At 71.4% G+C, this 11,682-nt stretch carries 12 protein-coding genes; 6 read left to right on the top strand and 6 right to left on the bottom strand.

The features are described 5' to 3' along the window. Positions 1-3 precede the first annotated feature (3 nt). Positions 4-1,785, top strand: coding sequence for a dipeptidyl-peptidase 5 (locus HNR30_RS08695; protein ID WP_181609235.1), 1,782 nt, complete (start codon positions 4-6; stop codon positions 1,783-1,785). Then, positions 1,782-3,044 (top strand): M20/M25/M40 family metallo-hydrolase, encoded by a 1,263-nt coding sequence (locus HNR30_RS08690; protein ID WP_181609234.1) that lies wholly within the window; start codon positions 1,782-1,784, stop codon positions 3,042-3,044. The genes HNR30_RS08695 and HNR30_RS08690 overlap by 4 nt, the downstream gene beginning before the upstream one ends. On the opposite strand, the gene HNR30_RS50015 is transcribed toward HNR30_RS08690, so the two are convergent. The 4 genes from HNR30_RS50015 to HNR30_RS08670 form a co-directional block, all read right to left on the bottom strand. After that, on the bottom strand, positions 3,037-4,869 hold the full coding sequence (locus HNR30_RS50015; protein WP_181609233.1) for a caspase, EACC1-associated type: 1,833 nt from the start codon (positions 4,867-4,869) through the stop codon (positions 3,037-3,039). The two genes, HNR30_RS08690 and HNR30_RS50015, sit on opposite strands and share 8 nt — an antisense overlap. Further along, positions 4,866-5,201, bottom strand: a complete 336-nt coding sequence (locus HNR30_RS08680; RefSeq protein ID WP_181609232.1) for an effector-associated constant component EACC1 — start codon at positions 5,199-5,201, stop codon at positions 4,866-4,868. Before HNR30_RS08680 ends, HNR30_RS50015 begins: the two co-directional genes overlap by 4 nt. An 82-nt stretch (positions 5,202-5,283) precedes the next feature. Next, positions 5,284-5,919, bottom strand: coding sequence for a phosphatase PAP2 family protein (locus HNR30_RS08675; protein WP_181609231.1), 636 nt, complete (start codon positions 5,917-5,919; stop codon positions 5,284-5,286). A gap of 19 nt (positions 5,920-5,938) precedes the next feature. Further along, entirely contained in the window at positions 5,939-6,325 is a 387-nt protein-coding gene (locus HNR30_RS08670) for a VOC family protein (protein WP_376771736.1), read from the bottom strand. Between the two features lie 73 nt (positions 6,326-6,398). On the opposite strand from HNR30_RS08670, the gene HNR30_RS08665 reads away from it, so the two are divergent. Beyond that, positions 6,399-7,346: a helix-turn-helix transcriptional regulator gene (locus tag HNR30_RS08665; protein WP_181609229.1), complete on the top strand. Its 948-nt coding sequence runs from the start codon at positions 6,399-6,401 to the stop codon at positions 7,344-7,346. A 47-nt stretch (positions 7,347-7,393) separates the two neighbouring features. Next, a complete protein-coding gene (locus HNR30_RS08660; RefSeq protein WP_312894293.1) occupies positions 7,394-8,344 on the top strand; it encodes a LuxR C-terminal-related transcriptional regulator in 951 nt (316 codons plus the stop codon). On the opposite strand, the gene HNR30_RS08655 is transcribed toward HNR30_RS08660, so the two are convergent. Both HNR30_RS08655 and HNR30_RS08650 read right to left on the bottom strand, forming a co-directional pair. Further along, positions 8,341-8,766, bottom strand: a complete 426-nt coding sequence (locus HNR30_RS08655) for an ATP-binding protein (RefSeq protein WP_181609228.1) — start codon at positions 8,764-8,766, stop codon at positions 8,341-8,343. The two genes, HNR30_RS08660 and HNR30_RS08655, sit on opposite strands and share 4 nt — an antisense overlap. A gap of 97 nt (positions 8,767-8,863) precedes the next feature. Further along, a complete protein-coding gene (locus HNR30_RS08650; protein WP_181609227.1) occupies positions 8,864-9,676 on the bottom strand; it encodes a DUF1206 domain-containing protein in 813 nt (270 codons plus the stop codon). Between the two features lie 114 nt (positions 9,677-9,790). Between HNR30_RS08650 and HNR30_RS08645 the strand changes: the two genes are divergently transcribed. Together HNR30_RS08645 and thrS are read left to right on the top strand one after the other, a co-directional pair. After that, positions 9,791-10,255 (top strand): adenylyltransferase/cytidyltransferase family protein, encoded by a 465-nt coding sequence (locus tag HNR30_RS08645; protein WP_181609226.1) that lies wholly within the window; start codon positions 9,791-9,793, stop codon positions 10,253-10,255. Positions 10,256-10,383: 128 nt separating this feature from the next. Then, the gene (gene thrS, locus HNR30_RS08640) at positions 10,384-11,586 is read left to right on the top strand and encodes a threonine--tRNA ligase (RefSeq protein ID WP_181609225.1); all 1,203 of its coding nucleotides are present in this window, start codon (positions 10,384-10,386) and stop codon (positions 11,584-11,586) included. Positions 11,587-11,682: the final 96 nt, after the last annotated feature.

Here is an 11,682-nt window from a genome sequence, read left to right as displayed (position 1 = left end):
TTCATGAGCATTGAGGCCATTGACGTGGCACGCACCGACGGCGGCCCCCTGTGGGTGTCGGCCGTCTCCACCCCCGAGGGCCTGGAGGCCTGGTGGGACGAGCCGCGGCCGCACGAGGGCGGGCGCCGCTGCGTCGTACGGCGCACCCCGGACGGCCGCGTCGAGGACGTGCTGCCGCCCGGGTGGAACGCCCGCAACCGGGTCATCGAGTACGGCGGGCGTTCGTGGCTGCCGATGCCGGACGGCGGCCTGGTGTTCACGAACTGGGCCGACCAGCGCGTGTACCGGCTGGCGGGCGGCGAGATCACGCCCATGACGCCGGAGGGCACGGCACGCTACGCCGACCTCTACCGTCCGCCGGGCAGCGACGAGATCTGGGCCGTGCGCGAAGACCACGACGAGCGCGACATCGTCGCCCTCGACGGTACGAACGTCACCACGCTCGTCAAGGCGCAGCACTTCGTGATGAACCCCCGCCTGTCCCCCGACGGCACCATGGTCGCCTGGATCGGCTGGGACCACCCGAACATGCCCTGGGACGGCACCGAGCTGTGCGTGGCCTTCCTCGACGACCCGTCGTCCCGCACGGTGATCGCCGGAGGGCCCGGCGAGGCGGTCGTCCAGGCCGAATGGCGCGACACCGGCAGCCTCTACGCGGTCACCGACCCCACCGGCTGGTGGAACCTGCACGTGGTCGGCCTCGACGGCGACACGCGCAACCTCGCCCCGCTCCCGATGGAGTTCGGCGACGCGGTGTGGAAGCTCGGCAACACCTGGTTCGCGGTGTGGGGCGACAAGCTCGTCACCCTGTACGGCACCGCCGACGGCAGGCGGCTGGGGGTGCTCGACCCCGAGACCGGGAAGCTGAGCGACCTGGGCGGCCAGGCGTCGTGGTGGTCGTCGAGCGTCGCCGTGGCCGGGGCGACGGCGGTGGGCGTGGCCGCCTCGCCGTACGAGCCCTCCCGGGTCACGGCGGTGGACCTGGCGAGCGGCGCCCACACCGCGCTGTCGGCGGCCAAGCCAGTCCCGGCGCGCGAGCTGGTCCCCGTGCCGGAGCCGACGGTCGTCGAGGGCGTGCACACCCACCTCTACCGGGCGCGGGACACCCCCGGGCCGTGGCTGGTGTTCGTGCACGGCGGGCCGACCAGCAGCAGGCCGCCCGTGCTCGACCTGGAGATCGCCTACTTCACCACCCGCGGGTACGGCGTGGCCCAGGTCAACTACGGCGGCTCGACCGGGTACGGCAGGGCCTACCGCGAGCGGCTGCGCCACCAGTGGGGCGTGGTCGACGTGCAGGACTGCGCGAAGGTGGCGCGGGGCCTGGTGGCGATGGGCCTGGCCGACGCCTCGCGCATCGCGGTCAGGGGCGGCAGCGCGGGCGGCTGGACCACGGTGGCGGCGCTGGCGCACACGGACGTGTTCGCCGCGGGCGTGGCCCACTACGCGATCACCGACCCGGAGAGCTGGGCGGCCGAGACACATGACTTCGAGTCGCGCTACCTCGACGGCCTGGTCGGCCCGCTGCCCGAGACGCGCGAGCGCTACATCCAGCGTTCGCCGCTGCTCAACGCCTCGCGGGTGAACGCCCCGTGCCTGATGATGCACGGCCTGGAGGACGCGATCGTCGATGTCGGACAGGCCGAACGTTTCGTCGCCGAACTGGACAGACATGGCAAAGAGTGGGCCTTGCTCACCTTCCCCGGCGAGCAGCACGGCTGGCGCCGGGAGGAGACTATCGTCGCGGTGCTCGAAGCCGAGCTCGATTTCTATGAGGAGAACCTGTGAAGTCCGTCGGGGAGATCTGCTCCGATCTGATCAGATTCGACACCACCAATCCCGGCTCGGGTGAGCGCCCGGCGGCGGAGTACGTCGCCACGCTGCTGGCCGACGCCGGCATCCAGCCCGTGGTATTCGAATCGGCGCCCAAGCGCACCACCGTCGTCGCCAGGATCGAAGGAGACTCGCCCGAGGCCCTGCTCATCCACGGTCACCTCGACGTCGTGCCCGCCGACCCCGCCGAGTGGCGGCTGCACCCGTTCTCCGGCGAGATCGTCGACGGCGACGTCTACGGCCGGGGCGCGGTCGACATGAAGGGCTCGTGCGCGATGACCATCGCCACCGTGCTCGGCATGAAGGCCCGCGGTGAGAAGCCCAGGCGCGACCTGGTGCTGGCCTTCCTGGCCGACGAGGAGGCCACGGGAGAGTACGGCGCGGGCTACGCGGTCACCGAGCGGCGCGAGCTGTTCGACGGCGTCACCGAGGCGATCAGCGAGTCGGGCGGCTACAGCGTGCCGTCCGGCGAGGACCGCGTCTATCCGATCGCCGTGGGCGAGCGCGGCACCGCCTGGATGAAGCTGACCGCGCACGGCGTGGCCGGCCACGGCTCCCGCCCGCCGATCGACAACCCGGTCGCCACGCTGGTGCACGCCATGTCGCGCATCGCCGGCCACACGTGGCCGGTACGGCTGACGCCGTCGGTGGCGGCGCTCATCGAGGAGCTGTCGCGCATCACCGGGCAGCCGATCGACCTGGAGCGGCTCGACGCCGAGGCCGAGCGCCTGGGCAAGCTGGGCTCGCTGTTCAAGGCGCAGATGCGCAACTCCGCCAACCCGACCATGCTGAACGCGGGCTACAAGGTCAACGTGGTGCCGTCGAGCGCCGAGGCGCACGTCGACGGGCGCTACCTGCCGGGGCTGCAGGAGGAGTTCCTGGCCACGATCGACGAGCTGCTCGGCCCGAAGATCACCCGGGAGTTCGTCAGCCTGGAGGAGGCGCCCTCGGCGCCCTACCCGTCGTCGTTCTTCGACGAGCTGGCCGCCTCGCTGGTGGCCGAGGACCCTCTGGCAAGGCCCGTGCCGTACGTCATGAGCGGCGGCACCGACGCCAAGTCGTTCGACAGGATCGGCATCAAGGGGTACGGCTTCGCGCCGCTCATGCTGCGCCCCGATCTCGACTACTTCGGCATGTTCCACGGCAAGGACGAGCGGGTGCCGGTGGCGGGCCTGGAGTTCGGCACGCGGGTGCTGACCCGGCTGCTCACGTGAGGTCCAGCCTGAGCTTGTAGAGGCGGGTGGTCTGCCGGTCGCTGCCGTTGTCGTCGGAGATCAGGTAGAGCACCCCCTCGGCCTGGTCGAGCGCCATGCCCTCGATGTTGTCGAGCAGCGGGTTGCGCTGCGGCTGCCGCGAGGGGGCCGAGGCGCCCGGGCACTCGGCCAGGTCGGCCAGCAGCCGCTTGCCGGTGTAGGACGCGAGCGGCAGGTCCCTGATCGACGCCTGGCGGCGCACGTCGGGCTTGCCACGCAGGTCGACCAGGTAGAGCTTGACGCTGTTGCCCGCTCCGTCGGTCCAGGAACGTTCCATGGCCAGCAGCCGGTCGGGCTCCAGGGCGATCAGCTCGACCAGCTGGTGACCGCCGTCGGTCAGGTAGGGGTATTCCTCGGCCGGGACGTACTGCCCCTCCTTGAGCCGGTAGCGCAGGATGCGCACCCTGCCCCTGCCGCGGTCGCTGCCGTCGACGCCGAGCGGCTCCTCCAGCCCGGTGAACAGCGACAGCCCGTCGGTCGTGGCGGCCAGCGACTCGAAGGTCTTGTCGGGGACGGCGGAGCCCTCCGGCCCCAGTAGGAACCGCTCGGGCACCGGCAGGGCCTCCAGCGCCTGGTGGTCGTCGCGGGCGAAACGCTGGATCGACGGGAGGGTCTCGGAGGCGACCAGGACCGAGCCGGCCGCCACGACCAGCCCCTCGCCGTCGAAGCCCGCGGGCTCGCCCGGGTATCGCCCTCCGCCGCGCCGGCTGAGCTCCCAGGAGCCGACGACTTCCGGGCTGAGCCCGTCGGCGCCGAGCGAGAGCTCCAGCAGTCTCGGCGGCGCGTTGTCGGCCAGGGCCAGCGCCCGGTCCTTGCCGGTCAGGGCGAGGGCCGACAGGTGGCTGACGGTCTTGCCCGCCTGGTAGCGCGCCTTGTCGAGCGCGTCGCTGTAGCCGAGCAGGGTGACACGATCCGAGCACGGACCCGCGGCCTCGGCCGAGGTCTGCGGCCACAGGAAGTAGGTGGTGGCGGCGACGGTGGTCACCGCGGTCGCCGCCGCCGCGATCCACCGGCGGTCGCGCGAGCGCGGGCGCGGCGTGGGCGCCTGGGCTCCCTCCAGTGCCTGGTTGCGGATGAACGGCAACGCGCCGATGCCCTGGTCCTGCCATCGCGGCAGCGGCCGGCGCTGGGCGTCGAGGCGAGCGTAGGCGGAGCCCAGCACCTCGTCGAGCGACAGCAGCTCGCCGCCGCCGGGCACGCCGTGCTCCATGACCTGGACCAGCGCCCCGGTGAAGGCCGTGCACTCCTCGCCCTCGGGGGAGATGGCCACGGCGTTCTTGCCCGCGGCCGTCATCACGTAGGCGCCTTCGACGCTGGCCAGGTCGAGCAGGGTCGGCCCCGGGCACATGTTCTGCACGGCCCTGCCGCTGTAGCAGCAGTCGAGCACGATGATGCGGCGCCTGGCCCGCTGGTTGTCGGCGATGACCTCGCGCAGGAAGTCGTACGGCACGGCGGTGTGCTTGCGGCCGGTCTCGGAGTCGGGCAGCGTCAGGCAGAAGGCCAGGCTCGTGTTGGCGAGCATGCCGTGGCCGCTGTAGTAGACGATCAGGGTGTCGGTGGCCAGCTCGCTGGCGCGCACGACCGGGTCGAGCAGGTCCTTCATGGAGGAGGGGTTGCCGACCACGTGGCATTGTTTCTCGGGAATCCCGAGAATATCCCGATTTGTCAGGACACTTTTGAGCTTTTCCAGATTTCTGGCGACTGCGGGGAGTGGTTCCATTTTCGTATAGGCGTCGACGCCGATGAGAACCGCATATGATTTCGCCGGGTCCGGGAGGCGCGTCACGCGCCGCCTCCGAGTTTCGCGACGATCTGATCCACCTCGTCGAGTTCGACGTTCGTGACCGTGATCGTGACGCCGTCACGCTCCACCGTGACGTCGGAACCCGACCGGCACGCCCGCCGCCACGCGGCCAGTGCGAGCGCGAGATTGGCCAGGTCGAAGCCATGATCGAGGATCAAGGACACCGCCTCGAACCCCGATCCCATCTCGCCGGGCGCGGGCCGCGGGCCCTCCAGGCGGACGCGGGCACGCGAGCGCACCCCGGCGTCGTCGCGCAGCCAAGCCGCCAACGTCGCCAATTCCGTGCTGTCGCTGAGCATGATGCTGATATTCACGTCGAATTCCTCGCTCGGGTCGGCCCACCCGTGAAAGGAATCGTTTCACGCGCATTCCCCGCCGCGTGCGCGAACGCTTGATTCAGATGCCGAAAGCGGCCAGGGAGCCCCAGGTGGTCGCCACTCCCACCGCCAGTCCTGCGAGCACCTGCGCCGGGGTGTGGTGCGTCAGCCGTACCCTCGCCCAGCAGACCAGGACCAGCATCGCCGCGGCCACCGCCGCCGTCGGGGCGGGCGGCAGCACGTGCGCGAAGACCACGGCCGTGCCCGCCGCGACGGCCGCGTGGAAGGAGATCTTCCACCACATCGTGACCGGCACCGCCACCGCGAGGGCGGCCAGCATGCCCGTGACCGTGGCGACCAGCAGGTCGGGCGCGCCGAGCACGACGAGCAGGACCAGCGCGAGCACCACCGACGCGACCGCCGCCAGCAGCGGCTTGGTGCGCTTGGTGCGGTCGACGAGGTGACGCGAGTCGAGCCTGCCCAGCCGTACGCCTATCGCGATGACGGCGGCGGGGATGCCGCCGCACAACGCCGAGGCGAGCAGGCCCCACGTGGCGCCCGCCCAGCCCTCGGCGATCAGCCCGACCAGGGGCGGCATCGCGATCACCAGCACCTGCGGCGCGAACAGCTCGGTCGTCCACCGCGCGACCCGGTCGGCGGGGCCGCGCCCCGCCGACGCCGTCAGGTCCCGGCCGTCCTCGGCTTTCACGCTCATGGCTCGCCAGCCTAACGACCTAGCCGCGCGTGGCCAGCACCTCGAGGTAATGGACGTTGTACATAACGCCCAGGATGTTGCCGAAGGGGTCGATCACCGAGGCCGTCACGAAGCCGTCGCCGCGCACCGTCGGCGGGTCGTGCGGCTTGCCGCCCAGGTCCAGCAGCCGCTGGTAGGCCGCCTCGACGTCGTCGACCGCCCAGTAGCAGATCTGCCCGCCGGGCTCGGTGACCGTGCCCGCCGGGGCGTAACGGCTGTCGAGCAGGCCGAGCTCGTGCTGGTAGTCGCCGATCCTGAACTCGGCGTAGGCGCCGCCGCGCTCGAAGTACGGCGGCACGCCGAGCACCTCGGTGTACCAGTCGATGGCCGCCTTCAGGTCGGCGGTCCAGTACGTGATGGTCGTCATTCCTCTGAACATGTCTCCATCCTCCCTCCTAAAGTGCTCACCAAATGAGCACTTTTATGCGGAGAATGACGACATGCGCGCCGACCGCCTCGTGGCCACCCTGATGCTGATGCAGACGCGCGGCCGGGTGACCGCCGCCGAACTCGCCGACGAACTGGAGATCTCCGTCGCCACCGCCCGCCGCGACCTGGAGGCCCTGTCGGCCGCGGGCGTGCCCGTCTACCCGCAACCGGGGCGCGGCGGGGGCTGGCAGCTGGTCGGCGGAGCGCGCACGGACCTGTCGGGGCTCACCGCCGACGAGGCCCGCAGCCTCTTCCTCCTGCTCGGCCCGGCCGCCGCGACGCCGGAGGTCAGGTCGGCGCTGCGCAAGCTGCTGCGCGCCCTGCCCGCCACCTTCCGCGCCGAGGCCAGCGCCGCCGCGGCGGCGGTCGTCGTCGACCCGGCCGGCTGGGGCGAGCCGGAGCGCCCCCGCCCACCCCTCGTCGACCTGCTGCAGTCGGCGGTCGTCCGGCGCGCGCGGGTGAGCCTGACCTACGGGAGCGGCCAGGACCCGCGCCTGGTCGAACCGTGGGGGCTGGTCGGCAAGGGCGAGCTCTGGTACCTCATCGCGGGCACCGAGCGCGGCCGGCGCACCTTCCGCGTGGACCGCATCGCCGCGGCCGAGCCCACCGCGCAGACGTTCACGCCGCCCGAGGACTTCGACCTCAACGCCGCCTGGCAGGAGGTCGTCGAGGTGGTCGAGCAGAAGCAGACGGAGACCTCGGCGACCGTGCTGGTCTCGCCCCGCCACGTCCGCGTCCTGCGCGACCAGTTCGGTCGCCACTGCCACGTCCTGGAGGAGCGCGACGGCCGCACCCTCGTCCGGCTGACCGCGCCGCGGCCCATTATGATCGCCCAGCACCTGGCGGGCTGGGGCGCACTCCTGGAGGTCGTCGACTCCCCCGAGGTCGAGGCCGAACTGGCCCGCCTGGGGTCGGAACTGGTCGCCAGGTACGGCTCGCCGGCCGCCGCGCAGCCGTGACACGGATGAAACTTTTCTTCACCTAACCCCGTGCTATAAAGAAAACCGTGTCACCCATCCCCCTCCTGCAGGCGTTCGCCGAGGTCGGTTTCCAGGTGGCCGGGCGCGACGGAGCTCATGGTGCGATGCGGGCGCTGCGCAAGGTGGTCCCGCTCGAGGCCTACGAGTTCGTGGCCTTCGACCCCGGCACCGACAAGCACCGCAGCCTGCTGTCCGGAGGGCATCGGCGGGTGCACGACGACGCGGCCGAGGAGTACGTGCGGCTGGCCCCCTACCGTGAGGCGATGGCGGCGCGGCGCACAGTGGCGCTGCCCGGGCCGGGCACCGAGCGCTACTTCCGCCGTCACCTGGAGCCCTACGGATGGCAGTCGGCGCTCACCACGCCGCTCTTCCTCGACGAGGGCCGCTACACGGGACTGCTGCACCTGGTGTCAAGCGAGCGCGAGGCGTTCGGCGGTCAGGCGTGCGAGCTCGTCGGGGCGCTGGGGCCGACGCTGGCGCACGTGACGGACCTGTCGAGGTGCCTGCTGGGCCCGGTGGGCCTGCCGCCGGGCTTCCGGGCGACGGCGTTCGACCGGGCGGGGGTCAGGCGCGAGGTGCCGGGCTCGGCGCCGGTCGCCGATCCCGCCACGATGGCCGGGCTGGCCAGGGAGTTCATCGACTCGCGCGAGCTGAGCAGGTCAGGGTTGTGGCTCGACTCGGCGGGAGGCTGGCACGAGGTGCGGATGATGCGGGCGGCGGTGGGGCTGCACGGCGCGATCCAGGGGGCGGTGGTCGCCGAGCGCGCGTGCGCGTTGCCGTACGAGCTGACCGGCCGGGAGGTGGACGTGCTGACCAGGGTGGCGGCGGGCGACTCCAACCCGCAGATCGCCGCCGCGCTGGTGCTGAGCGTGCGCACCGTCACGACCCACCTGGAGCACATCTTCGCCAAGCTCGGCTGCGACAGCCGTACGCGGCTGACCACCAAGGTGCTCAACGAGGGGCTGTGCAGGCTCTAGCAGATCCACTGGGCGGGGACGGTCACGTGCACCAGCTCGAACCAGACGCTGTTGCACCCGTTGGCCCGGGAGAAGCCCCAGCGGTGGCTGAGCGACTCGATGAGCGGCAGGCCGCGCCCGCTGGTGCCGTTCAGTGAGGTACGGCAGGCGCACGGAGGTTCGGGCGACCCGTCGTCCTCGATGCTGACGCGCACCCGTCCCCCCGCGGCGTGGACGGCGAGGGTGAAGCCGCCCCCGTCCCCCGACCGGGAGTGCAGCACCGCGTTGGTGGCCAGCTCGCTCGTCAGCAGGAGGCAGTCGTCGTAGAGCGGGTGTCCGCGTCCGAGCGCCCCGGCGACCAGATGGCGGGCCCGGGAGACCTGTGAAGGCACTCCCGGGAGCCGGACCACCAGATCTTGACTCTCCAGATCGGATGTTGTCACCGCGACCTCCCCGAAAACGTCAGCGTTGTGAGACGCGGCGCCCCGGGGGCGGAGAGAATGGCGAAAAGGTAGAAATGCCCTTACCGATGGAACCGGATCAGGTCCTGTGCCATCGCGCTTCCGCGAAGCAGTACACCGCGAACAACATCAGCCCCACCGCTACCGCGACCAGCAGGTACGGCCCGGCGGGCGCGTCGGCCAGACCCTTGAGCGCGCCGTCGATGCCGACCGCGTCCTTGGCGTCGTAGGTGATGGCCGCCTTGCCGATCAGGGCGCCCGCGGAGATGGCCACGACGCCTCTGGCGATGTACCCTGCCTGCCCGACCCTGCGGACCCAGCGGCCGCCGCCGGTCATGTCGCGCATGAACTTGGCGGTCCAGCCCTCGTGGATCCAGTAGATCCCGAGCGCGATGACGCCCAGGCCGACGAGCGCGACCAGGATCTGCCCCAGCGGCGGGGCCAGCTCCAGGAGGGCGCTGGTGGCGTCGCGCGACTGCTTGTCGGTGGAGGAGGCCTCCTTGCCCTTGAGCAGCAGGCCGAGCATCGAGATCACGAGAAGCACGTACACCGCGGCACGCCCGGCCGACTCCACCCGGTCACGGGTGCGGTGGTGGCTGAAAACGGCCTCGCCGATCTGCCAGATGGCCAGCGCCGCCAGGCCGATCGTCATGACCCACAACAGGAAGTTGCCGAAGGGCTGCTGCTCCACCAGGTGGATGGCGCCACTCTTGTCGGCCTTCTCACCGGATCCGGAGAAGGGGCCGATCTGCAACGCAAGGAGCCCGATCAGGGCGTAGAGGACGCCGCGGGCGGCGAAGCCCACCCTGGCGAGCCGGTCGATCCAGGGGTTGTCGGTGGCCCGGCGGGCCGCGCCTGACGCCTTGCGTCCGGCTTCGTTCGCCGTCTGCATGAGGGATCAGTCCTTTCTGTTAAGAACCTGGACTGTCTCTGCCTTGGCATGCCGTTGATAAACCGGTCGGGCGCACCAAGTACCCTCTGATCGACGAGGGAAGGGGCCTTTTCCGTGGGCAATCTGGAGGCAGTCTGGGTGCGGCCCGTCGACGGGCCGGGCGCGGCTCTGGTCACGGGGGTCTTCGACATCCTTCACGTGGGCCACGTGCGCTTCCTGGAGGCGGTGGCCGCGCGCGGCCTGCCGCTGGTGGTGGGCATCGAGGACGACGAGCGGGTGCGCGCCTGGAAGGGGCCGACGCGTCCGCTGAACTCCGCACAGGAGCGGGCCGAGCTGATGGCGGCGCTGCGGTGCGTGTCGGGCGTGTTCATCGTGACCGGTCCCCCCGAGGCGCACGGCCCCGAGGACTACATCGACCTGTTCGCCCCGATGCGGCCGGGCGCGCTGGCGCACACCGCGGGAGACCCGCACGCCGGGGGCCGCTGCGCGGCGTCGGCGCTGCTGGGGGCCGAATGCTGGGAGCTGGAGATGATCCCCGGGCGGTCGACTACGCGGATCGTCAACGCTGGGCTAGGATGACCGCCATGCAGCGCGCACACGTCTCCTCCACGACGACGCCGGACACCGTCCCGGCGCGCTAGCACTCCTGCCCGGGCGAACGCCCGGGCTCCGCTGGTCGTTCGCCCTTTCATCGAAAGAGGCGTCCCATGAACGACCACCGCAAGCTCGGCCGCGAACTCCAGCTGTTCGACACCGACCCGCTCATCGGCGCGGGCCTGCCCTACCTCCTGCCCGCCGGCGCCGCCGTGCGCAAGGCGATCGAGGACTACGTGCACGAACTCGAACGCCGCCACGGCTACCAGCACGTCAACTCCCCCGTGCTGGGCAAGCGCGAGCTGTACGAGAGATCGGGGCACTGGGCCCACTACAGCGACGACATGTTCCCTCCCATGCAGGTGGGAGGCGAGCAGTTCGTGCTGCGCCCGAGCCTGTGCCCCCACCACGCCCTCATCTACCGCTCGCGCCAGCGCAGCCACCGCGAGCTGCCGCTGCGGATCGCCGAGCTCGGCGGCATGTACCGGTGCGAGCTGTCGGGCGTGCTGGGCGGGCTGACCAGGGTGCGGGCCATCCACCTCAACGACGGCCACGTCTTCTGCGCGCCCGAGCAGGCCGCCGCCGAGGTCTCCAGGTCGCTCGACCTGATCGAGGCGGCCCACGCCCAGCTCGGCATCCGCGCCCGCCGCTACCGGCTGTCGTTGCGCGGCGACGGCGGCAAGTACGTCGACGACCCGCGGATGTGGGCCAGGTCCGAGCAGATCCTGCGCGACGTGCTGGAGGCGCGCGGCCAGGACTACGACGAGGAGAAGGGCGAGAGCGCCTTCTACGGGCCGAAGATCGACATCCAGATCGCCGACGCCGCGGAGCGCGAGACCTCCATCTCGACCGTCCAGGTCGACCTGTACATGCCGGACCGCTTCGAGCTGTCCTACATCGGGCCCGACCAGCGGGCGCGCCGGCCCGTCATGGTGCACCGCAGCGTCGTCGGCGGCATGGAGCGGCTGCTGTCGCACCTCATCGAGGTGCACGCCGGGGCCTTCCCCGCCTGGCTCGCGCCGGTGCAGGCCGTGGTGCTGCCGGTGTCCGACACCGAGGCGCAGGCGGGCGAGAACCTCGTACGGCGGTGCGTGGCCGCCGGGCTGCGCGCCGAACTGGCCCATCCCGACCGCGGCTCGCTCGGGGCGCGCGTGCGCCAGCACCGGCTGGTGCCCTACCAGCTGGTCATCGGCCCACGTGAGGCGGCGGGCCACGAGGCGGCCGTACGGCTGCGCGACGGAGGGCAGGTCGGAGCCGTCCCGATCGAGCATCTGGTCAATCAGCTGGCCGGATGGTGCGCGCCCGTGCTGTCGTGAGGAGACCGAATCGAGATGAGGAAGTCTTCCTACAGAACATCAACTACTCGTAAAGTCCCCCCAGCAAAGTCTTGGGGGACTTCGGGGAGGTAACAG

This window comes from Nonomuraea soli, from assembly GCF_013761175.1.
GTDB classification, from domain to species: Bacteria; Actinomycetota; Actinomycetes; order Streptosporangiales; family Streptosporangiaceae; genus Nonomuraea; species Nonomuraea soli.
The sequence above is the reverse complement of the archived record's forward strand: the minus strand, read 5'-3'. Positions and strand labels throughout refer to the sequence as shown.